General features: G+C 35.1%; 23 protein-coding genes. 7 read left to right on the top strand and 16 right to left on the bottom strand.

The genetic code is table 11. The features are described 5' to 3' along the window. Positions 1-8: 8 nt before the first annotated feature. The 4 genes from FTRAC_RS04980 (at position 9) to FTRAC_RS04965 (ending at position 6,884) form a co-directional block, all read left to right on the top strand. Entirely contained in the window at positions 9-1,457 is a 1,449-nt protein-coding gene (locus FTRAC_RS04980) for a SusD/RagB family nutrient-binding outer membrane lipoprotein (RefSeq protein WP_013453140.1), read from the top strand. Positions 1,458-1,467: 10 nt separating this feature from the next. Continuing rightward, positions 1,468-2,562, top strand: a complete 1,095-nt coding sequence (locus FTRAC_RS04975) for a Calx-beta domain-containing protein (protein ID WP_013453139.1) — start codon at positions 1,468-1,470, stop codon at positions 2,560-2,562. Between the two features lie 162 nt (positions 2,563-2,724). Beyond that, a complete protein-coding gene (locus tag FTRAC_RS04970; RefSeq protein ID WP_013453138.1) occupies positions 2,725-6,459 on the top strand; it encodes a T9SS type A sorting domain-containing protein in 3,735 nt (1,244 codons plus the stop codon). After that, entirely contained in the window at positions 6,459-6,884 is a 426-nt protein-coding gene (locus FTRAC_RS04965; RefSeq protein WP_013453137.1) for a hypothetical protein, read from the top strand. The genes FTRAC_RS04970 and FTRAC_RS04965 overlap by 1 nt, the downstream gene beginning before the upstream one ends. Positions 6,885-6,894: 10 nt before the next feature. Here FTRAC_RS04965 and FTRAC_RS04960 read toward each other — a convergent pair whose 3' ends face one another. Next, complete coding sequence (locus FTRAC_RS04960) at positions 6,895-7,752, bottom strand: alpha/beta hydrolase family protein (protein WP_013453136.1); 858 nt, start codon at positions 7,750-7,752, stop codon at positions 6,895-6,897. Between the two features lie 52 nt (positions 7,753-7,804). Here FTRAC_RS04960 and FTRAC_RS04955 point away from each other — a divergent pair, with 52 nt between their 5' ends. Then, on the top strand, positions 7,805-8,779 hold the full coding sequence (locus FTRAC_RS04955; RefSeq protein WP_013453135.1) for a polyprenyl synthetase family protein: 975 nt from the start codon (positions 7,805-7,807) through the stop codon (positions 8,777-8,779). Between the two features lies 1 nt (position 8,780). On the opposite strand, the gene FTRAC_RS04950 is transcribed toward FTRAC_RS04955, so the two are convergent. The 7 genes from FTRAC_RS04950 to FTRAC_RS04920 are packed head-to-tail and all read right to left on the bottom strand — an operon-like array spanning position 8,781 to position 15,341. Next, a complete protein-coding gene (locus tag FTRAC_RS04950; protein WP_013453134.1) occupies positions 8,781-9,077 on the bottom strand; it encodes a putative quinol monooxygenase in 297 nt (98 codons plus the stop codon). 48 nt (positions 9,078-9,125) lie between these two features. Further along, entirely contained in the window at positions 9,126-10,085 is a 960-nt protein-coding gene (locus FTRAC_RS04945; protein WP_013453133.1) for a transketolase family protein, read from the bottom strand. A 10-nt stretch (positions 10,086-10,095) separates the two neighbouring features. Next, positions 10,096-11,481 carry a vWA domain-containing protein gene (locus FTRAC_RS04940; protein ID WP_013453132.1) on the bottom strand — a complete coding sequence of 462 codons (1,386 nt, stop codon included), beginning with the start codon at positions 11,479-11,481 and terminating at the stop codon, positions 10,096-10,098. 50 nt (positions 11,482-11,531) lie between these two features. Continuing rightward, the gene (locus tag FTRAC_RS04935; protein WP_013453131.1) at positions 11,532-12,383 is read right to left on the bottom strand and encodes a transketolase; all 852 of its coding nucleotides are present in this window, start codon (positions 12,381-12,383) and stop codon (positions 11,532-11,534) included. Between the two features lie 3 nt (positions 12,384-12,386). Next, a complete protein-coding gene (gene bcp / locus FTRAC_RS04930; protein WP_013453130.1) occupies positions 12,387-12,839 on the bottom strand; it encodes a thioredoxin-dependent thiol peroxidase in 453 nt (150 codons plus the stop codon). A gap of 5 nt (positions 12,840-12,844) precedes the next feature. Beyond that, positions 12,845-14,743: a M23 family metallopeptidase gene (locus tag FTRAC_RS04925; protein WP_013453129.1), complete on the bottom strand. Its 1,899-nt coding sequence runs from the start codon at positions 14,741-14,743 to the stop codon at positions 12,845-12,847. Continuing rightward, complete coding sequence (locus FTRAC_RS04920; RefSeq protein WP_013453128.1) at positions 14,730-15,341, bottom strand: fumarylacetoacetate hydrolase family protein; 612 nt, start codon at positions 15,339-15,341, stop codon at positions 14,730-14,732. The genes FTRAC_RS04925 and FTRAC_RS04920 overlap by 14 nt, the downstream gene beginning before the upstream one ends. A 142-nt stretch (positions 15,342-15,483) precedes the next feature. Between FTRAC_RS04920 and FTRAC_RS04915 the strand changes: the two genes are divergently transcribed. Then, on the top strand, positions 15,484-16,386 hold the full coding sequence (locus FTRAC_RS04915; RefSeq protein ID WP_013453127.1) for a M48 family metallopeptidase: 903 nt from the start codon (positions 15,484-15,486) through the stop codon (positions 16,384-16,386). Between the two features lie 101 nt (positions 16,387-16,487). On the opposite strand, the gene FTRAC_RS04910 is transcribed toward FTRAC_RS04915, so the two are convergent. Beyond that, the gene (locus FTRAC_RS04910) at positions 16,488-17,225 is read right to left on the bottom strand and encodes a hypothetical protein (RefSeq protein ID WP_013453126.1); all 738 of its coding nucleotides are present in this window, start codon (positions 17,223-17,225) and stop codon (positions 16,488-16,490) included. Positions 17,226-17,239: 14 nt separating this feature from the next. On the opposite strand from FTRAC_RS04910, the gene FTRAC_RS04905 reads away from it, so the two are divergent. Continuing rightward, entirely contained in the window at positions 17,240-18,247 is a 1,008-nt protein-coding gene (locus FTRAC_RS04905; protein ID WP_013453125.1) for an acyltransferase, read from the top strand. Between the two features lie 264 nt (positions 18,248-18,511). Here FTRAC_RS04905 and FTRAC_RS04900 read toward each other — a convergent pair whose 3' ends face one another. The 7 genes from FTRAC_RS04900 to FTRAC_RS04880 all read right to left on the bottom strand — a co-directional run bounded on the left by FTRAC_RS04900 (position 18,512) and on the right by FTRAC_RS04880 (position 23,543). Continuing rightward, on the bottom strand, positions 18,512-19,621 hold the full coding sequence (locus FTRAC_RS04900; protein WP_316928288.1) for a DNA repair protein RecN: 1,110 nt from the start codon (positions 19,619-19,621) through the stop codon (positions 18,512-18,514). Positions 19,622-19,647: 26 nt separating this feature from the next. Then, positions 19,648-20,163: an AAA family ATPase gene (locus FTRAC_RS20140; protein ID WP_316928287.1), complete on the bottom strand. Its 516-nt coding sequence runs from the start codon at positions 20,161-20,163 to the stop codon at positions 19,648-19,650. 131 nt (positions 20,164-20,294) lie between these two features. Then, the gene (gene porD, locus FTRAC_RS04895) at positions 20,295-21,194 is read right to left on the bottom strand and encodes a type IX secretion system protein PorD (protein WP_013453124.1); all 900 of its coding nucleotides are present in this window, start codon (positions 21,192-21,194) and stop codon (positions 20,295-20,297) included. 2 nt (positions 21,195-21,196) lie between these two features. Next, on the bottom strand, positions 21,197-21,826 hold the full coding sequence (locus tag FTRAC_RS20135; protein ID WP_316928286.1) for a phosphopantothenoylcysteine decarboxylase: 630 nt from the start codon (positions 21,824-21,826) through the stop codon (positions 21,197-21,199). Further along, on the bottom strand, positions 21,826-22,395 hold the full coding sequence (locus FTRAC_RS20130; RefSeq protein ID WP_316928285.1) for a flavoprotein: 570 nt from the start codon (positions 22,393-22,395) through the stop codon (positions 21,826-21,828). The genes FTRAC_RS20135 and FTRAC_RS20130 overlap by 1 nt, the downstream gene beginning before the upstream one ends. A gap of 8 nt (positions 22,396-22,403) precedes the next feature. Further along, positions 22,404-22,712, bottom strand: coding sequence for a DNA-directed RNA polymerase subunit omega (locus FTRAC_RS04885; RefSeq protein WP_013453123.1), 309 nt, complete (start codon positions 22,710-22,712; stop codon positions 22,404-22,406). 6 nt (positions 22,713-22,718) lie between these two features. Beyond that, a complete protein-coding gene (locus FTRAC_RS04880; protein WP_148230043.1) occupies positions 22,719-23,543 on the bottom strand; it encodes an outer membrane protein assembly factor BamD in 825 nt (274 codons plus the stop codon). Positions 23,544-23,550 lie beyond the last annotated feature (7 nt).

Genomic DNA, 23,550 nt, shown 5'->3' with positions numbered 1-23,550 from the left:
ACTTAAATATGAAAAATTTACATAAGATATATTTCTTGTTATTCGCTGTAATATTTGGAACATCGTGTGAGAATATTACGGAGCTTAACGAAGATCCCAACAGGCCAACAGAAGTGCCCGTTGAATATTTATTGACTTCTGCGGAACGTGAATTAGGAAACAGATTATATGGCGGATTTGACAATGTTGCTTTCGGAATGACTGTTTCACAGTATTGGGCTCAAAATGAGTATTCTGATGAAACCAGATATCAATTCCGTGCTAATACCAACAATACATTTTGGTCAGAATTTTATACTGCAATTAATGATTTGCAGGAAATTAAGAGAATAAACCAGACGATTGACAAAGGTCAACAGGGTGTGAACCAAGATGCTGTGGCTACTATACTACAATCTTGGGCATTCCATTCTATGGTTGATATCTATGGTGATATTCCATTTGAAGAAGCACTTCAAGGTGTAGACATCCCATCGCCTGCTTATTCGGATCAAACGGAGATTTATGCAGCCTTGATTGATTCTGTTTCAACTGCTGTAAATGCAATTGACCCGAGTGCACCTGGATTTTCAGGTGGAGATGTGATTTTAGGTGGTGATTTAGAAAAGTGGCAAAAATTCGGTAATTCTTTATTGCTAAGAATGGGAATTAGAGTTTCTGAGGTTAATGCCTCATTAGCAGAGTCAACTATTTCTGCAGCAGCGTCTGGTGCAATGGAAAGTTTGAATGATAATGCTTCAGTGAAATATATTACTGCTCAGCCTAATGTTAACCCATTATATGTTTCATATGTGGTGAATGGGCGTCAGGATTATTGTGCAACTGAAAACTTTATTGAACTATTAAATGGATTAGGTGATCCACGGATTGGTGAATATTTCTTGCCAGCAGCAAACACTGGTACTTTTGTTGGTCTTCCTTATGGAGTAACGAGTGCAGTAGCTGCTGGGATAAGTAGAGATGCAGTTTCTCAGCTTAATCCTAAAGTTTATGCTGCGGATTTCCCAGGTATTTTAATGGATTATGTTGAAACATCTTTCATTTTGGCTGAAGCTGCTGCCAACGGATGGGTTAGTGGTGCTCCTGCTGATTACTATGCTCAGGCAATTTCTGCTAGTATGAATTACTGGGGTGTTACAGATCAGACTGCAATTGCTGAATATATTGCAAGTAATCCTTATTCTGAACAGAATTTGAAAGTTCAGAAATATATTGCTATGTACTATCAAGGATGGCAATCATGGGCTGAAATAAGAAGAATGGATCTTGAAAGCCTACCTGCTGCTAATTTAGTCGAAATAGATCCTGATGTAAACTTTGTTGATGTTTCAAATATCTTGAACAGAAGAGTTTATCCTCAAGATGAGCAAAACTTAAATAGTAGTAATTATTCAGCAGCCTCTGAAAATATTGGTTCAGATGCATATGACACAAATTTATTTTGGGATATTGATTAATTCTTAAATTATGAAAAAATTAAATAGTATATTTTTAATTGCCTTGTTTATGTTGTCATTGGGTTTTGTAGCCTGTGACACAGAAGAAGAGCAAATTAGTTTTAAACCGGGTAGTGATCTGTTGATTTCTGGACCTGATGAGTTTTTGACATACGAACCTTCTTCATTTAATGTTGAAGGATTTACAGTCGATGAGACCTACACTTGGACTGTTTCGGGTGATGGTCAGGCCTCTCTAGAGGTGGTGCCAGATAGAGAAGGTGAATTCGTGAGTGTAATGGCTGAAGATGCTGGTAACTATACTGTTTCAGTTTCAAACGACAATGGTTTGGACGGATCATTTGCATTTACAATTTCTACAGTAAATGAATTCTTAGGTGTCGGTGTAGATACATTGAATCTATCAGAAAATCAATACAATGCAGGAGGAGACACTTTGTTTTTGCCAGTTACGATTTCTGAAAGAAATGTATTCGAAACTACAGCTGAATTTAGTATTGTGGAAGGAACAGCTCAGGAAGGTGTTGACTTTGAAGTGTTGAATGAATCAAACGTTTTAACTTTCGAAGAAGGAGAGACCGAAGCATATGTTTTGGTTCAATTGGTTGACAATACCACTGCTGATGGCACTAGAGATTTTAGAGTTGAATTAGGTGATGTTTTAACCACCGGTCCGAAATCAACAGCAGTTGAAAATGCTCCAGATTCTTTGGAAATTGGACAATCAGTATTTTATATTGCTGATGATTTAAAATCAGTAAATTTAGTTGTCGAGTCTGATTCTATAGGTACAAATACATCTGGAAACTTCTTTTTAGATGTTAGTTTAAGTGCTGCAATAAATGAAGATGTAACGATCTCCTATACTGTGGAGGATGAAAACGGATTACCTGTAGTGGGTGCCGATAAAACAGGAGGATCAGTGGAAATCTTTGCAGGTGAAACAAGTTCTCAAATCGTATTAGATATTGATGAATCTTGGGTTGCCGAAGGTGCAGAACCAACAGTGCTTAATGTAGAATTGGCAGCAGTTTCATCAGGCGATGGTGAGGTAGTATTGGGTGATGCTAATACAGTTTCTGTAACAGCCGCTCCAGCTGAGTAATTAGATATTTTTATATTTATTTTTCCTAAAAGGTGAGCTAATTTTAGCTCACCTTTTTTTGTGTAGTTTGTATAAGCTGTTTTAAGAAAAGTGCCACATTCATCTAAAGTTTAATTTTTATAGTGTAATATTTTGTAGTATTTTTGAAAAAAAATAACGTATATGAAAAAATATTACCTCTACTATTTAATTTTCTTCTGTTTCATTTCATTAGGCGGGTTATACTTCTACACAGCTAATGTTTCGGAGCAGTCTACTTATTCTGTCAAGACCAAGGAGGAAATTTGGTCTACCAAAAAGACTAAAGTAAAGTCAGGGAAAGAAGCTTATATGAAACCTGACGGATTCATTGAATATTACAATTCAGTTTCTAAGAGGGTAGATCAAAAAACCTCTGATTATGCTAATGGATATCGCTTTAAGGAGCTTTCTAAATCAATTAAAAAATCCGCTCAAGCTAGAAAATCAAGCTTAAATGCAGAATTTAAATCGAGAGGACCTGGAAATGTAGGCGGTAGAACTCGAGCAATTGCTATTGATCCTGATGATGCTACTAATTGTACCTGGATAGCTGGGGCAGCAAGCGGTGGTCTTTGGAAAACAACTGATTGCGGTGATAGTTGGGTGAATATTTCACCTGATTTACCTAATTTATCTACTAATTCTATAGCTCAGGCTGTATCAAATCCAGATGTAATTTATGTAGGTACTGGTGAAGTTTTTGCTGGTAATACTACATTTGTAAGAGGAGAAGGAATCTATAAATCAACGGATCGAGGAGAGAATTGGGCTTTACTTCCTTCTACGACCGATTCTGATGTTTTTCAATCAGTAAATAGAATTCAAGTTGATCCTACTAATGAAAACATTCTAGTTATAGCTACTAATAAAGGTGTGTTAAAATCTAGTGATGGAGGTGATTCATGGAATATTCAATATGAATCGCCAGCTGGAATAGGAGCAACTTACCGCGCAGTTCAAGATTTGCAAGTTGACCCCAATGATTTTAGTGTTCAATATGCAGGGGTTAATGGATTAGGTATTATAAAGTCAAATGATGCTGGAGAAACCTGGGATATTTCTTCAGATGGAATTTCTGAAGGTATACGATTTGAGGTTGCTGTTTCACCAAGTGATCCAAATATAGTTTACACCTCAACTTATTCTGGTTCCACTACTTTTTTATACTTTTCAGAAGATAAAGGAGAAAACTGGGTGCTAGCAAATGACCCTAACTACAATACTGATTTCTTGGGTGGACAGGGTTGGTATGATAATACCGTGGCTGTTAATCCATACAATCCTTATGAAGTTTTTGTTGGTGGAGTCAGTATTGGAAAATATGAGGTTGATCCTAACGATGTGAGTGAATCTGATAGAGATTTTATTGGTGTTGAAGTGGAATCATCGGTATTGTTTGACTTCGTTTCTTTTAATGATCAATTGGCTAATGGTGGAACATTAGATATAGGCAGCGGAAATAATAGTCCATCAGAAGATCCCGTAACTGTTGAAATTAGGTTCGGGGGCGACAATAGTCAAATGGCTCATCGTTTTACTGTTCCTGAAGGAGAGACTTCAGGTGTGCCCATAGCAAATTATGCATATCAGGATTTTGTTGAGGTTCCTTTTGAGATTTGGGATATAGAGAATAATAGACAATTAGCTTTTTCTTTTAGAGATCAAGAAAACGATGGTGTTTTTAACTTGAATAAGAGGTCTGATTCTGATTCTGACTTGAGTAATGCTAGAGAATATTTTTATATTCATGATGTTACTTATGAGGAAAGCCCTAATGAAAATATTGCTCAAGATGGAGCTGTGGAATATGCGAATATGTATTATTTCTGGCCTGTTTTGAATGAAAATGCAGAATGGGATTCAAATAATTTACAGGAGTCTACAGTTCGACTAAAATATGGTTCAACTCTTACCGCAGCCGCAAAAGCTGTTGCTGTTTATGATGCATATGGAAGCTATGAAGGGCAAAATCAAAATAATCTTCATCCAGATCATCATCATTTAACTATGATAAAAATGAATGATGCTAGTGAGACTTTTATGATAGTAAATGGAAACGATGGTGGGTTAGGAATTTCTTCCAATAGTGGTGGCGTAATAGATCAAATTACAGATGGCTATGTAACCACGCAATTTTATGGTGCTGATAAAAAACCAGGGGAGGAAAAATATATTGGGGGAACTCAAGATAATGGCACTTGGGTTTCATCTGGAACCACTGTTGACGAAACCAATGCGTATAACTTTGTAATTGGTGGAGATGGCTTTGAAGTTTTATGGCATCCAATTGATACTGATTTAGTTTTAGGCAGTATTTACAATAACCAGATAAGGAAATCTACAAATGGAGGTCAGTCTTTTTCTCCATCTGCAAGTGGGATTACTTCAAATGACGGCCCATTTATTACCAGATTAGCTGGTTCAGTCGATTCGCCAAACACCGTCTATGCGATTGGTGCTGAAGGAGTTTATAAAAGTACTGATTTTGGTAGCACATGGACGATGAAGACAATTGATCAGACTGGCTGGGGTGGAAATGCAAGTGCAAGTGACGTGGAGGTCTCAAAAGCCAACAGTGATATTGTTTGGGCCGGTGCTGGAATGATTGATACAAATACCAAATATAATTTCTTTGTTTCTACTGATGCTGGAGAAACTTATACTGCGGTTAATAATTACTCTCCACTGCCGAATACTTCTTCAACAGGTATTTATACCCACCCTACAGATGAGAATACTGCTTATGCATTGTTTAGTCGGGCTAATTTTCCTAAAATTTTAAAGACTACTGATTTAGGACAATCTTGGGAGGATATTTCAGGTTTTGAAGGTAATAATGGTGTTAGTGATCGTGGATTCCCAGATGTGTTTGTGCATAGCCTATTAGTAATGCCATTCGATACGGATATTATTTGGGCAGGAACTGAAATTGGTTTGTACGAATCGCTAGATGGAGGATTAAGTTGGAATATTAGGAATGATATCCCCGCTGTATCTATATGGTCAATGAAGATAGTGGATGATGAGGTAGTTTTAGGGACTCACGGAAGAGGTATTTGGACTGCTACTATTGAGGATTTGGCTGAGTATACCTTAACAGTTGCTTCTTTCGACTATTTAGGATTTGGAGAAGGAGAAATTAGTTTAAATCTTCCTGTCAGTTATGATCAAGTTAAGGTTTTAATAAATGGTGAAGAGACTGCTTTAGTAGACAATCCTCAAGAAGGTGAAATAGATGTTCCAATTACTGATTTTAATCAGTTTTCAGGAGCAGAAATTCAAATTATTGGGGTGATTCAAGGAAATGAATTTCCATCCAATAAATTCCCTATTGAAGCAATAAATGTAGCTCCTGAGATTTTGAATTTTGAAACTTCTAAAGAGGGTGCCGTATATCCAGTAACTATTGAATTAGAAAACAATGAATTTTTTGATAGAGTAGAGGTACTGTTTGATGATCAACTAGTTCATACCGACCAACAAAACTTAACAAGAAATGATGCAAAGCGTATTATTCAATTTGATTATGAGGATCAAGGAGAGTTTCAATTAAAAATAAAAGCTTTTCTAAATGGAAGTGAGTTTGTTTCACTAGCAAATTTAAATGTTGTGACATCAAATATACGTTCAGAAGATAATGCCATTAAGGTTTATCCTAACCCAACAGCTAGCTATTTAAATATATCATCTAATACAATTGCAGTTGATGTAATTAAAATATACAATAGCAAAGGTGTTCAAGTAAATAAGATCGATGTAAACACCAATGCTAAAAATACTCAGCTTGATTTATCTTTACTGAACCAAGGTGTTTACTTGATCCAAATAGTTGGTCAAGATGGTAAAATGCTCACTAAAAGAATTATTAAAGAATAATGAGAGTTCTAATCTCTTTACTCATAATAGGTATCATTGGAGGTTGTGCTAAACAAAGCACAACCTCTTCAAATTCCTCTATGGAGAATTATAGAAAGTTGGCATACGAAACGCTAGAAGTGGAACCAGTTCAGTTTTCTGAAAATTCGGAAAAAGATTATGTGTTGGGTACTTATTATAAAAATGAAAGTAATGCAACCGATGCTGGCGTATTAAAATATGTTATTATTAATATATCCGAAGATAAGGTACTAAAAAAAGGCACTTTACCTCAAGGTAAGATCAATTGGATATCGGCTTATGAAGTGGAAATTTATAGTCCTCCTGGTATTCATAAGGATCAGTTTGAAACAGCAGAAGATTATAAGACTATTTATAATGTAAAAACCGGGAAATCATCTAATAAAAAAGGAGCCAATTACTAAGGCTCCTTTTTTACTTTTCCGCTTCATACAATATAAAATCTGTAGTTTTTTTAATGATTACCTTATATGCTTGAGGTAGATCATTTTTCTCCCACGGATGAGTAGCTCCAAAAACATGATTTTCATTCTCCAAAATCACTAGTTTAGTATCAGGTTTCCATTTTTCTATTTGATGCGCCATATTGACGGGTAAAGTTTCATCTTCAGTGCCGTGAAAAGCCAATAAGGGTTGCTGCATTTCTTTTACTGCTGATGGTATAGATAATCTATCAGGATTGTTTAAAACATCATCATACAATTGAACATAAATTGGCATTTGCTGATTTGTCCTTTTGTTCTCTATATATTGTACTCCTTTTGCTCTCCATTCATCTAAGAAGCGCTGTGGCCACCTTTTACTTAAATCACTTATTGCAGCAAGTGTTGTCACTGTATTAACTCTAGGATCTTCTTTTGCCTTTAGTAGTATGAGACCACCACCTCTGCTATGCCCCAGTAGATTTATATTATTCAAATCGATTTCTTTTGTCGAAACAATGCTGGAAGATGAAAATAGATAGTCTATACTATCTTTAAGATCTGCTAATTCAAGGGTGAAGTTATTATTTCCAAAAGCCTCTAAATCTGTGAAGTCTGTTAATTGTTCAGGTGTAGTACCATTATGACTCAAATTTATTTTCATAAAAATGAATCCATTTTCTGCAAATTCATCTGCCATTAAATTGAAAACGCCCCAATCTTTAAATCCCTTAAAACCATGAACAAAAAGGATCAACGGTTTCTTATCATTTGTAGAAATGTATCTTAAATCAGCTGTTATGGGCTTATTATGAACCGTACTTGTAATAATTATATTTTCTTTAATCATTTTGTTTAATTGAATTGCTTAGATATACATTTGGTAGTAATATTGCACACGCATGGGGAGTAAAATTAAAGAAATACAATCACCAATAGCCACCGAAATGGCAGAATTTGAAATAAAATTCCGCCAATTCATGAAAAGCAAGGTTTATTTGCTGGATAAAATCATGGGCTATATTGTAAAAAGGAAGGGGAAGCAAATGCGCCCTATGTTCGTGTTTCTTTCTGCAGGAGTACATGGTCAAATCAATGAAGCTACTTATCGTGGTGCTGCTCTTATTGAATTGTTACATACTGCCACTTTGGTTCATGATGATGTGGTAGATGATGCAAACTATAGGAGAGGTTTTTTTTCCATTAATGCATTATGGAAAAATAAAATCGCTATTCTTGTTGGTGATTATTTACTTTCTAGAGGCTTGCTTCTTTCAATTGATAATGAAGATTTTGATCTATTGAAGATTGTTTCTGAAGCTGTAAGAGAAATGAGCGAAGGAGAATTGCTTCAGATTGAAAAGGCAAGAAAACTCAATATCACCGAGGATATTTACTATGACATCATTAAGCAAAAAACGGCTTCTTTAATAGCTTCTTGCTGCGCAGTGGGGAGCCGTTCTGTAAATAAGGACGATGATATCAGTGAAAAAATGAAGCTTTTCGGTGAAAAAGTAGGGATGGCATTTCAAATAAAGGATGATTTGTTTGATTATGGTACTAATGATATTGGGAAACCTCTAGGTATTGATATTAAGGAAAAGAAGATGACTTTGCCTTTGATCCACGCCTTGAATAATGCTGATAAAAGTGAGCAAAAGCAAATTATCAAATTGATTAAAAATAAGAGCGACAAAAATTCAACCGTGAAAACTGTCGTTGATTTTGTGAAGAATAAAAATGGTATAGCTTATGCGGAGGAAGTAATGCAAAATTATTACGATGAGGCTATGACCATCATAAAAGACTTTCCTAAAACAGAATACCGTCAATCATTAATGGATTTGGTGAAATACACCATTGAGCGGAAGAAGTAATCTATTCTAATTTGTATCGCTGAATGTGCGAACTGGCAATAGGTTTTTCTACAAATAATGCTTTTGTAGCTGGCCAAACCTTTCCAAATGTTTCTGAATTCCTATATTGATTAAGGTAATCCTCATTTTTCCATAAACTGTAAGTACTAAAAATATTGGGCTGATTTTGGTCTTGCCAAAGCTCTAGGTGTATGCAGCCCGCTTGGTTACGAATAGCTTCTTTATTTTCTTCAAATATCTTGATGAAATCATCAATTTTATCTTTATGAAAAGTCATTTTTACTATTCTAATCAACATAATTTAAGCCAATTAAAGACCGGCAATTTGCCGGTCTTCTATTTCTATTTATTTTCTTTTTATTACTTTTTCTACAGCTGCAACAATATGCTCTGCATCAAGTCCATATTTCTTCATAAGTTCATCCGGTTTACCGCTTTCTCCAAACTTATCATTAACTGCAACATATTCTTGAGGTGTAGGGTTGTTTTGTGCTAAGACTTGAGCTACAGCATCTCCTAAGCCTCCATTTCGTTGATGTTCTTCAGCAGTCACCACGCAGCCAGTTTTAGCTACTGATTTTAAAATAGCTTCTTCATCAATTGGTTTTATAGTATGGATATTGATTAATTCCACACTAATTCCTTTTTCTCTTAATATAGCTTCTGCTTCTATCGCTTCCCAAACTAAGTGGCCTGTGGCAAATATGGTTACATCAGATCCTTCAATCATATTGATTGCTTTGCCAATTTCAAACTTTTGATCAGCGGAAGTAAAAATTGGTACTTTAGGTCTTCCAAATCTTAAATAAACTGGTCCTTCGTGTTCAGCAATAGCAAGTGTGGCTGCTTTTGTTTGATTATAATCACAAGGGTTGATGACGGTCATATTAGGTAACATTCTCATCATGCCTATATCTTCTAATATTTGGTGTGTGGCACCATCCTCGCCTAAGGTAACTCCTGCGTGAGAGGCGCATATTTTCACATTTTTCTCAGAATAGGCAATGGACTGACGTATTTGGTCATAAACCCTTCCCGTTGAGAAATTTGCAAAAGTTCCTGTAAATGGTATTTTTCCACCAATAGTCATTCCAGCTGCTAAGCCCATCATGTTCGCTTCAGCTATACCTGTTTGAAAGAATCTTTCTGGAAATTCTTTCTGAAATGCGCCCATTTTTAACGAGCCAATTAAATCAGCACACAGTCCAACTATTTGATCGTTTTTTCTACCAGCTTCTAAAAGCCCATCTCCAAAGCCTGAACGTGTATCTTTTTTTTCTGTAAATGTAAATTTAGTTTCTGCCATCTTGCTCTAATTAATATATTTTGATGTTTAGGGTCTGTCCTGATTGTACGGTAAATTCTTTTATTTGTGTGTATTTACTTCCCATAGCCCGATCTGATCGGAATACATATTTATATTTTCCGGGTTGAATTCCAAAACTCGCTTTATCTCCTCTTAAATCCAGCTTTTTAATCCATTGTTGCCTTCCATTTTCATTAATGGAATATAAACTTCCAATACCTTTACTACTGTATACCATATTAATTCTTCCTGGTGCTGGAATTTCGATGTTTCGTGTTTCTCCCTGTCGAATTTTAATATTATTCATTTCAATTTTGGGTAGTGTTAAAATTTCCAAATCATAACTACCCATCAAATACTTCTGGTCTGAATTAATTGCTTGGTTATTAATGATTTCACTTCCAGAGGATTTTTTAATAAGAATTTGAACATCACGATCATATTCAAATGTATTTTTCTGACGAACATTTAAATTTCCCTGAGGTGTTTTTATATCAATCACATTGTGTGTGCCACCCTTTAGATAAACATTTCTTTTTACTACTGGTGGAACAGTATTTACAATAACATCATAGCTTAGCACAGGGTCAACTTCTACTGTATCTGGTTTACCGTTTCGGTCTCTAAAATGTATAAAGTCGAATTCTGAGATCCCTGTGAAAGAATTGATGAAAGACACATTAACGTCTTTTTCTACGGGCTTACCATTTTGATCCAGTAATTCTACACTAGCAGTAGTTTTGCTCAAAGATTGGTCTAAGATCCCATTTAAAACAGCTTGGAAAGCACTGATGTCTTTTGCGTTGAAATATTCACCCATGCATTCAAACTCTGCAGCAAATTTTTCTTCCATACCCAAGCCAATTACAAATGGTCTTAAGAATATATCTTTTTTCTGTAATTCTAAGGAAACTGCACATGGATCACCATCACATGATTCTATACCGTCCGTTATGATGATGATGATATTTCTATAATTGTTATCCTTTGGAAAATCTTTGGCTGATTGCTCTAAGGAATAGGCAATTGGTGTGGTTCCTCTTGGATAGATATATTTTAACCTATCAATTATTCGGTCATTGTTATTTGGTGCAAAAGGGATTTCTAATTTTGTGTCCTGACAATTTCTTTCTTTCGCTGGTGTTAAATGTCCGTACGGTCTTAAGGCTAATTCTACTTTATTGTTTACCCTTAAAGAATCAACTAAGTCAGTTAGAACTCTTTTTGCAGCATCAATTCGAAGTTCATTTCCCCATTTAGCTAGCATACTTCCTGATGCATCAAACAAAAACAGAATCCGTGTTTTTTCAGGAATACTTTGCTCTACTTTTTGTGATTTCACGTTGAATATCACAGTAAATATGAGAAGGGTCGATATGATAATTTTATATTTCATTCAATACTATTAAGCGCCAGAAGAATTCTCCTGACGCTTTTGATCATAGTTTAGTAATCGCCAAGTGTTTCTTCCAGTTGGGATAATGCATTTGCCAATTCCTCGTCATTGGGAGCAACACCGTGCCATTTATGGGTGCCGACCATAAAGTCAACTCCAAAGCCCATTTCTGTTTTCATTAAATTTAAAACAGGCTTCCCCTTTCCTGTCAAGCTTTTTGCATGCTCTAATGATTTAACAATTTCCTCCATATTGTTACCATTACTTTCTATCACTTCCCAACCAAAAGCTAACCACTTAGCTTTTAGGTCTTTTAAGTCCATTACTTCTGTAATTGGCCCGTCAATTTGCTGGCCATTATAATCAACGGTTGCAATGATATTATCTACCTTATGATGAGCGCCATACATGGCGGCTTCCCAGATTTGTCCCTCTTGTAACTCTCCATCACCCATTAGAACATAAACCAAATTATCTTCATTATTCAGTTTCTTGGTTTGAGCTGCACCTAAAGCAGCGGATAAACCTTGACCTAATGAACCAGATGCAATTCTAATACCAGGAAGATTTTCTTCTGGAGTGGGATGTCCTTGTAATCTGCTATCAATCTTTCTGAATGTGCTTAATTCTGACGTTTCAAAATAGCCACTTCTAGCTAAGACGCTGTACCAAACGGGTGAAATATGTCCGTTTGATAGGAAAAATAAGTCCTCATTTTTAGCATCCATATTGAAATCAACATTGTGCTTTAAAATGTGGAAATATAATGCTACAAAAAAATCTGTGCATCCTAAAGAGCCTCCAGGATGTCCGGAATTAACCGCATGAACCATCCTAACGATATCTCTTCTTACTTGAGAAGCTATTTTTTCAAGCTCTTGAATGTTTGCCTGATTTGCCATTGATTATGAGTTTAAAATTTGTGCTGTATGTTCTTTTGTTTTTACTTTCTGGATAATGTCCTCAATTTTACCTTCTTCATCTATAATAAAGGTAGTGCGTTTGGTTCCCATATAGGTTTTTCCGTACATTTTTTTCTCGCCCCATGTGTCATATAAATTATGGACGGTATGATCTTCATCTGAAATTAATGGAAATGGCAGATTTTGCTTTTCAATAAATTTTTGATGGGATTTTTCTGAATCCTGACTAACTCCTAAAACGATATATCCTTGTTTTTGAAGTTCTTCATAATTATCTCTCAGATTGCATGCTTGGGCGGTGCAACCAGGTGTATTATCTTTCGGATAAAAATAAAGGACTACTTTTTTACCTTTAAAATCACTTAGTTTGATGTCGTTGCCGTCTTGATCTTTTGCCTTAAAATCTGGTGCTTTATCGCCTATATTCAGTTCCATAATATTTATAATTTAGTGATATATTCTTTTTCGTTTCCTGCATGGTCGGTAACTTTTAATACAAACTCACCTGTTTTCTTCATTTCATCATTTAGCCAATCTATCCAAATCATATTGTCTTTGGGTTCATATTTCATTAAAACCCATTCACCATTGAGTTTTGCTTCAAAAGATTTTATACCTGATAATTCATCCTCAATTATATAACTGTATTTTTTAGTATGTTCTTTTATCAATGGGGCGATACTGTCAGTTAAAACCGTGTAATCTGCTAACTCTCTTGTGCTAAAAGTTATTTTTCCATCTTGCCATTCTCCACCTTCAAACGAGAAATTGCCGGTATCATCAGCTTTATAAACGTGACTTTTTTCTGGATTATAACGATTCGGTATCGGTGCTAATTCAATTTCCATTGAGCTTTTAAGAGGAGAGGTGAAAGGCCCCAATGAAAAAACCTCAAGTGAATCATTCGTTTTAATTGCATAATCTGTTTCTAAATAGAGCGTATCAAATAAAGAATAAGCACTGAAGTTAATGTTCATTTTTTCAGTTGAGATATTTTTATTTTCCCCAGGGAAGACTTCGTGGATTGTTCTCAAATTTAAGCCTTTATCACAATTAAGTAGAGATTTAGGGATGCCATTCTTTAAATCCCACAAATAGACAGCAACATTATTTAAATAATAATCTGGCTTAATGGATTCAATTTTTCCCCCAAGGTTGAGATTTAGTTCCTCACTTTCATCTTCGCAATTGAATTCTGAAAATACTTTTAGGATGTTTTCTTCAATAGTATAATCAATTTCATCCAGCTCAAAATCTATTGATTTGTTTAAGAATTTTTCTGGTTGTTTACCCTCAATGATCATTTCCAGTTGACTCATGTTGCCATAAGGGTCATACATTTTAATTTTAATATCATAAAGCTTGCTTTGTTCTAAATTTAGCAGACCATTATTTGATGGGCTTTCATAAAACCTTAGCTCATTTCCATCATCTATGTATAATTTATGAAATCTTGAACCATCTGTCATTTTTACGTCATAGGGATAGTGCACCAAAATATGTCGTTGTAAACTAAAGCTCATGACATCAATAATTTGCTTATAATGGGTTTCTTCATTTACTTCTACCTCAATTATGCTAATCCCATTTTTATTTGCAGAACCGTTCAGTTTGTCGTGTCCCCAGAGTTCCAAACCAATTTTACCGATGGCTTTTATGGTATCCATGGCTTTGTAATTAAATCCAGTTCTGTTTATTCTGACATCAGTTCTAGTTAATTCACCCGATATTCTGGAAGTGATGTTCATAGGCCGGATTGCAAATCCTTGCAAAATAGGAGGGATGTTATCTTTGATCTCATCAAAACCGTAATGAAGAGGATTCAAAACTCTTTGTTGCGGATCTCTAATTTCGAAATGCAGATGAGGACCTAAAGAACCACCCGTATTTCCAGAAAGTCCAATTACTTCTTGCGCCTTGAAAGCAAATTGGTAGGGTTCAGGGAATAATTCTATTTCAAAAGTTTGTTGTTTGTATTGCTCCTGTCTAACATATTTCTGGATTTCCGGGGCAAATTCCTCTAAATGAGCATAAACAGAGGTATTTCCATCTGGGTGCAACATATAAAGCGCATTTCCATAACCAGAGGTTGATATTTTTATTCTTGTAATATATCCTCTTTTAGTAGCATGCACAGGCTCGCCAATTTTACCACCTGTTTTAATGTCAATTCCGGCATGAAAGTGGGAAGAACGTAATTCGCCCATTGTGCCAGATAAGAAATTTGTTTTGTTGGGTCGAATTGGGAAAGTATAAGGGTCGGAATTCTGCGCTTGCACCGCAAATGGTAAGCTATGTATAAGTAGTAGAAGTATTAAGTTAATTCTATTTGATTTCAAAATCCAATAATTTTTGATTTTCAATATATCCTTCAAGTTTATCACCTATAGAAATTGGGCCAACCCCTTTTGGAGTCCCAGTAAAAATAATATCTCCAGTTTTTAAAGTGAAAAATTTTGATAAATATGAAATGATGTAGTCAATGGAAAACAACATTAATGCCGAATTCCCTTCTTGTTTGAGCTGATCATTTATTTTTAACGAGAAGTTAATTTTTTGAAGATCCTCAAAATCATTTTTATCTAACCACCCTGAAATAGGAGCAGAACCATTAAACCCTTTAGCAATATCCCAAGGTAAGCCTTTTTCTTTAGCTTTTGATTGTAAATCTCTGGCAGTAAAATCTATTCCTAAACCTATTTTATCATAGTATTTATGCGCATGCTCTTCCTTTACAAATTTACCCTCTTTACAAATTCTGAAAATTAATTCAACTTCATGGTGAATTTCATTGCTAAAAGGAGGGTAGTAGAATGGATCATTATTTTTTAGAAGAGCAGTGTCTGGTTTAGTGAAAATCACAGGCTCATCAGGACGCTCATTTTTAAGCTCTTCAATGTGGTCTCCATAATTTCTACCTATAGCCAATATCTTCATTTGAGAAATTTTATGCAAAAATATGCTTTCTTTTAACTATAAAAATGAAAGCTACGTTAAATATTAAAAGAAATATTTTAGATTGTATTTAAGGGGTTTTAAACTGTAATTTTACAACTTGCCCCATTTAATAAAAGTGATTATGAAAAAAATTTTAAGTATATTAATTCTTGTTTTAATTCTTATAGGATGTAAGAAGGTACCCTTGACTGATCGAAATCAATTTAATGTAATTCCAAATAGTCAATTAAACTCCTCAAGTTTTACTTCCTACGATCAAGTGCTAAAGGAAAGTAAACTTTCTAATAATTCAGGTCAAGTGAAAATGGTACAGGATGTAGGGAATCGAATCAAAAAGGCAGTTGAACAGTATTTAAAAGAAAATAATATAGGAGATGCTACTGAAGGTTTTAAATGGGAATTTAATCTGATTGCTGAGAATGTTGTAAATGCATGGTGTATGCCAGGTGGGAAAGTAGCTTTTTATGAAGGCATATTACCAGTTTGCAAAGATGAAGCTGGTATAGCTGTAGTAATGGGACATGAAGTGGCTCATGCTATTGCGAAGCATGGAGGGGAGCGTATGAGTCAGGCTTTAGTGCAACAATTGGGCGGAGTAGCTCTGAGTGTAGCCCTTCAACAGCAACCTGAACAAACTCAAGCCTTAGCAATGGCTGCATATACTGGCGGCAGTACTGTTTTGGGAGTTTTACCTTTTAGTCGTTTGCACGAATCTGAAGCAGATGAATTAGGAATTAAGTTTATGGCATTAGCAGGATACGATCCTGCAGAGGCACCAAAGTTCTGGCAAAGAATGAAAGCACAATCTGGTGGAGCCCCTCCCGAATTTCTAAGTACTCACCCAAGTAATAATACTCGAATTGAGGACTTAAACAAATTGCTACCAGAAGCTCAGAAGTATTATGCTAAAAGTAGTAAAGCTAAAAACAATCCTATTCCGAACTTAGGAAGCATTTCTAGTACAAACCTTCAGGAAAAAAATAGTGGAGAAAAGACCAAAATAAAAATGAAGATAGGTAATTGATTGCTTTAGCTAACTTAAAACCAAGAACTGATAAAGAGGGATTTGTCAATTCTTGGTTTTAGATTTTGTTTGAATCTTCTTGCAATATCTTGTGAATCAGGTTATTGACGGCTGGGTAGTCGAATGATATCTGTTCTAATCGTATTGCTAACATTTCCAGCTCTATCTAAAATATAGACTTCAAAATACATTTCATAATCTCTAAAGATCGATCTAAATCCACTTCCAACAATATCGTAAGTTAACGACCCATTAAGAGGACGATCATAGTTTTCAGTATTTAGAATCGGAAATCTACCATGAAATGGTTGATAGAAGCCTTCCTCACGCCCCCATTCAAATTCTTCGAAATCTTCGCTTCCAGGTCGTTTATAGAAAAAGTTGACGTAGATATTAAAGTAGCGCTCATTAAAATCAATCAGAATAGTATCATTAACAAGCACTGTATTGTTTATTTCCGTTGTATCGCTAGTTACAAAATAATCATAGTAATTGAATGGAGGTAAATCTGGAGAACTGCCAAAAAATATTAGTTCTCCTTCTTCATCCAATTTTAAGTCATAGAAATCATATGGAGGGTCAAATTCATTAGTTCGAAAGCCTAAATCACCATCACCATCTTCAAATGAAATAGTCAAACTTATTACTTCTTTATTTAACGGTTGGCCGCTATCTGTCGTATCTGTTCTTTCACTGAATTCAAGAGATTCGAATGTGATTGACGGCACCATGTCAAACTCTGGTGGAGTAGGACAAGCAGTAATCAATAGTGATACTGATAGAATTAATAATGAATTAAATATGAGATGCCGAGCCTTATTTATAATATTGTAGCGCATAATTTATTTTACAAATGTCAGAAAGAGAACGCTTTTTAAAGCAATTTGATGCCCTAAATGTTGAAAATTTTCAAGATTTTGCTCTAGCCCTGTTCCAATACCAAAGTAAATACAATTTCATATATAAAAAATATATTGATGCCTTAAATATAAATATAGATGCTGTACAGGATATTCGAAAAATACCTTTTCTCCCTATTGAGTTCTTTAAGCAGCATAAAATCATCACTCATCATGACAATATCAAAAAATATGAGGCGATTTTTGAAAGCAGTGGGACTAGTTCGAGAACAACTAGTCAACACTTTGTACCTGACTTAAATCATTACTTAACAAATGCTCAACGAATTTTCGAGGATCACTACGGAAGTTTGGATGACTATGTGATCTTGGCGCTACTCCCTTCTTATTTGGAACGAGAAGGATCTTCTTTGGTAGCTATGGTGGATGATTTTATAAAAAAGACAAAATCTGATGATTCTGGATTTTATTTATATGACTTGAATAAATTAGTTGAAAAGGTAAAGAAGCTAAAGAAAGTAAACAACGGCAGGAAAGTAATTATTTGGGGTGTAAGTTTTGCTTTATTGGATTTAGCCGAAAATTTCCAAGTGGATTTTTCAGATTGCATAATAATGGAAACAGGAGGAATGAAAGGCAGAAGAAAGGAGATAACAAGAGATGAGTTACATGAGATTTTGTGCGCAGGATTAAATGTTAACAAAATTCATTCTGAATATGGCATGACTGAATTATTGTCTCAAAGTTACAGTAAAGGTAATGGTGTTTTCCAACCCTCTCACAGCATGAAAGTTTTAGTGAGAGAAGTGAATGATCCATTTGATGTTAAATTTTCAGATAAAAGAAGTGGGGGAATAAATGTGGTGGATTTAGCTAATATTGATAGTTGTGCATTTATTGAAACGCAAGATGTGGGTTTGGTGAATTCTGATGGAAGCTTTAAAGTTTTAGGTCGTTTTGATTATTCAGATATCAGAGGATGCAATTTAATGGTTTTTTAAGTATTAAGTATCAAGTAGCTAGTATCTAGTAAATCACCTCAATACTTCAAAACTCCCCACTTTTTATCTAAATGATATTCAATAATTGGGGCGACCATTCCCACCTTTGGGGGTTAGGGGGCTTTCCGGTCTGACCTTTGGCACTGATCTAAGTGCAAATTTTCATTCAATCATCCAACCAACTTCCTACTTCGAGCTTCTAACTTCTAAGACCTCTCTTTGGTAGATTATAGCTCTAATTTCCCCTTTGGGGATTAAGGGGCTTTATACCGCCAATAACTCCCGCGCACTTTGAATAGCTGACTCGCTCGGGTTTTCTCCCCCAATCATTTTTGCTATTTCTAATGAGCGTTCATTATCGCTAAGCAATTTTATTTTACTAACAGATTTTTCTGCAGTATTATCCTTGAATACAAAGTAGTGCTGATGTCCTTTAGCAGCAATTTGCGGCAAGTGGCTGATGGTAATCACTTGATGATTTTCAGCCATTCTTTGCATCATATTTACCATTTTAATAGCTACCTCTCCCGAAATTCCTGTGTCAATTTCATCGAAAATAATCGTAGGCATGGCAATTTTGTCAGCCATTATATATTTAATGGCAAACATTAGCCGTGAAAATTCACCTCCTGAAGCGATGCTTTTTAAATTTTGTGGAGCTATTCCTTTGTTGGCACTAAATAATATTTTGATATCATCTATACCGCTTTTATCATGTGTTTTAGTTTGATTGGCAATTTTAACAACTGCATCTTCCATTCCCAAACCAGATAAAAGAGCTTTTAACTCATTTTCAAGTCGTTCAAAATGTTGGATTCTTTGCTGACTGATTGCTTGAGCTTTTTTATTCATTTGTAAATAAGCTTCATCAACCTCTTTTTGAAGTTTTTTCTCACTTCCTTCAACATCAGCAACGGCTAAGAGTTTTTCCTCTAATTCTGTTTTTATTTTGAGTAATTCTTCAACTGAATCCACATGATGCTTTTGTTGTAAAGAATATACTAAGCTTAATCTTTCCTGGGTTTGTTGAAGCTCATCAGGTTGGTGTTCAAATTCATTAGCAGCTATCTCCAACTCTTTTGCAATATCCTGAATTTCTATAAAGCTGCTATTTAATCTTTCCGATAATTCTTGAAAATTCTTCCCATAAGATTGAATAGTTTTAAGACTTTCGGTGGCTTGATGTAAATTTTGAATGGCTGCAAATTCTTGACCATCCACTAATTGATAAGCTTCAGATAATTTGACTTTTATCAATTCACCATTTTCTAGTACCTCCAATTTTTCTTCTAACTCATCTTGCTCCCCTGTTTTTAGTTGAGCTTTATCCAACTCATCAAAAAGGAATTGATTGAAATCCTTCTCTTGTTGCATTTGGGAGGCACTTTCTTTGAATGACTCTAGTCTTTTTTTGCTTTAGTATAGGCTAAAAAAAGTGATTGGTAATTTTTTAGATCGCTAATCGTACCAGCATAAGCATCTATTATCCTCAACTGAAAATCTTGGTCTCCTATTAACAAGGTTTCATGTTGCGAATGAACATCCATCAAATAGCTTCCAAGATGCTTAAGAATATCTAAGGTAACTGGAGTATCATTGATGAAAGCCCTTGATTTGCCACTAGCACTAATCTCTCTTCTGATGACACACTCTTCATCATAATCTAGATCTTCATTTTCAAAAAAAGAATTTAAATTATATTCTTTAATATCAAAAATACCTTCAACAACACATTTGGCATCAGTTGAGTAAAGCACTTTAGTGTCAGCCCTTTTACCAAGTAATAATCCAACAGCACCTAGCATAATAGATTTTCCTGCTCCTGTTTCACCTGTAATAGTATTGAGGTTGCGGGAGGGGTTGATATTAAGTTCTTGAATTAAGGCGTAATTTTTAATCAAAAGCTTTTGAAGCATATTGGCACTATGTTTTTATCGCAGGGCTAATTTACTTAAAATTTATGGATAGTAAATTCTTTCGCTTTCAGCAATGAGAAAATTTTTGGACGAAATGTTTACAGGGGGATTAAAAATATGAATAATGTAGATTATTTGATCATTACCTCATAGTCTTGGGAATTAGCTGGCGCTATATCTCGCATGATTTCGTAAGCTTTTCTTCTTATTGTCATATCTCCTTCAGTGAAAATTTGAACTATTTCCTCAGATTTAGTTTGAAGAATGACTGTGATAAAAGGAGAATTGGGATTGAGCTTATTAGCTTTTTGAATATTTTCTAAAGCCTCCAATACGGATTTTCTTGCTTCTTTGGGATCCTCTTCCATCATATCTAACCCTTTCCTGTAGTAAAGGTATAGGCTTTTACGAACAGGCTCAAGTTGTGAATTAAGAGCAGATTGTACTAGTGCATATTTACTTTGCAGGTTGCCAAATTGCTCCCAGCCTGGTTGAAATCCTTGCTGCTGAGCAGATCTTGCAATGTTTAAGGCTTCGTCATAATATTTTTGACCACCTAGTTCTGAGAAACTGTCAAAATCCATTCCTAATAGAAAGTTTGCGTAGAAAGCTAAAATGCTTACTAGATTATTGTTGAAGCTATTCTTAGTATAAATTAAAGGCTGAGACTCGGTGTAATCAAAACTTAATTTTCTATCTGCAATATTAAACATGATCGATTCATAATTGCTATTGTACACAGGCCTGACGGATTGTACTTGCATATCTGCCTGATATCTACCAGTTCTGGGAATGTCTGTAATATTAATAACCATTACCCCTTTAATTCTTTCAAAAAGCTCAAGCTCTTCATCGGTCCATTTAGTTTCATTCATGAACTGTTTAAAGGCGTTTTCCATATCGGTAAAAACCCTTGTTTCAGAAGTATTAGCTGTTGATGCATCAACTTTTATTTGAAAGAATAAATCTTGAGCAATTAGGGAAGTCAGGGAAAAAATTGAAATATAAAATGTAAGAAGGCCTTTTATCATTATTAGATACTCAATTTATAAATTTGATTTAATATAATGTCTGCTACTTTTGATTTAGACAGTAATTCAGATTCTGTTAGCAATCCCTTCTGTCCATAAATCTTCACTTTATTTGTATTATGCCCAAAAGCAGCATTTTCATCTCTCAGACTATTTAGAACGACTAAGTCGAAGTTTTTATTTTTCAATTTTTTTAAAGCATTTGCTTCTTCATTTTCTGTTTCCAGAGCAAAGCCTATGTTCAATTGGTGTTTTTGTTTCTGTTCGCCTAATGTTTTGGCAATATCAATGGTTTTCTCCATTTCTATTGACATATCCTCTGCTTTCTTTTTAATTTTCTCCTTTGCAACTGATTTTGGCCTGTAATCAGCAATCGCAGCTGCAAACACAATGATGTCTGCATCTCCGTAATTTTGCTCAGCTCCTTTAAACATTTCTTCAGCTGATGTTACTGCAATAAAGTTTGAGATTCCGACAGGTTGGTCTAATGATGAAGGGCCAGAAATTAGGGTTACTTGAGCACCTTCTCTTGCGAACGAATTAGCTATGGCATATCCCATTTTCCCTGAAGAATGATTACCCACAAAACGAACTGGATCTATAGCTTCGTGCGTAGGGCCCGCTGTGATCACTACTTTTTTACCTTGGAATTTTTTTTTACGGAAAGAATATCTACCAATTCTTCTACTAAAAATTCAGGTTCTTGCATTCTACCTTGACCTTCTAATCCACTGGCTAATTCACCAGAAGCAGCATGGATTATGTAGTTTCCGTAAGATTCAAGCTTTTTGATGTTGGCTGTAGTAGTAGGATGCTGGTACATGTCCAAGTCCATTGCTGGTGCAAAAGCAACGGGGCACTTAGCTGATAGATAAGTGGCTAGTAAAAGGTTATCACAAATACCATGTGCGCATTTTGCAAGAGTATTTGCAGATGCAGGAGCAATTAGTATTAGATCAGCCCATAAGCCTAATTGGACATGATTGTTCCATTCGCCAGAATCATTTCTAGTGAATTTTGATAATACGGGCTTTTGGCTTAACGTGCTTAAAGTCAAAGGAGTGATGAATTCTTTAGCATCATCAGTCATAATGATTTGCACTTCAGCACCTGCTTTAAGCAACAAACGGGTAAGCGTTGCTGCTTTGTAAGCGGCAATACTACCCGTTATACCTAAAATTATTTTTTTACCTTGGAGCATTTCCAGGTTTATTTGTCCTCTTCTTCTCTTTTTCGGTAATAAACTTTACCTTCTAAAAATTCTTCCATTGCCATTATTGTGGGCTTTGGCATTCTTTCATAGAATTTAGAGATTTCAATTTGCTCTCTGTTTTCAAAAATTTCTTCAAGATTATCAACAGTAGAAGCAAATTCAGCTAATTTGTTACTCAACTCTTCTTTTACATTGCTTGAAATTTGTCGAGCTCTTTTTGAAGCCACTACAACGGTTTGGTAGATATTGTCTGTATCTTGTACCAACTCTGAAGTATCTCTAGTAGTAATTGATGGATTTGCCATATTTATTTATGAATTTAATTTTCTAATTTGTTCTAAACAGTCTTCGTAAATTTTCTCTGCTTTTGGTAAATAGTTGCTTTGCTCGTATGTTTCAATAAAATCTTCGTAGAAATCCATAGCTTCTAGATACCGCTCTTTTCTGACAGAGTAAATACTTACTTGTGCTAGCTTATACATCGCTTCTATTTCTAGATATCTAATTTCCTCAGTAAACTGTGATCCTGGGAAATCATCTTGAAAATTATCGAACTCTACTAATGCCGCCTTTAGAAATTCCCCTGTCATGTGCTTTTTCAAGTCGTAATATAACAAAGCTTTTTCGTAGGCTTTTCGTTCCAATTTAGAACGTAATTGACTTAAAGCAGCATCAGCTTTTGGAACATATTCTGAATTCGGAAACAAATTAATGAATCCTTGCAGCGCTACGATTGCCTCTTTTGAGCTCGTTTGATCTAGATTATAGCGAGGTGAATCTTGAAAAAGCGAAAATGCGAACATGAATCTTGCTTCTTCAGCAAATTCGCTTCTATTGAACGTGTCGTAAAAAGTTTTGAAATAATGCGATGCTAACAGATACTGCTCTTGGTAATAGTAAGTGTAACCATAGTAGAAGTTAGCAATCTCTGCTTTTTCCGATCCTTTTATGATGGGTAGAATTTGTTCCAATAAGACATTGGCTTTATAGTATTCTCCCTGCTCATAATAAGAAATGGCAGCATCATATTTCTTTTCCCAATCAGCACTTTTCTGAAGCTTGCGGAAGTCACTACAAGCTGCTAAAGTAAGGCTGAGCGTTAATATTATTAGTAAATTTCTGTACGAATTTCGCATAAGGGTG

Origin of the sequence: Marivirga tractuosa DSM 4126 (assembly GCF_000183425.1) — a bacterium.
Lineage (GTDB): Bacteria > Bacteroidota > Bacteroidia > Cytophagales > Cyclobacteriaceae > Marivirga > Marivirga tractuosa.
Note: the sequence above shows the minus strand (reverse complement) of the source record. Positions and strands in the feature narration are given on the sequence as shown.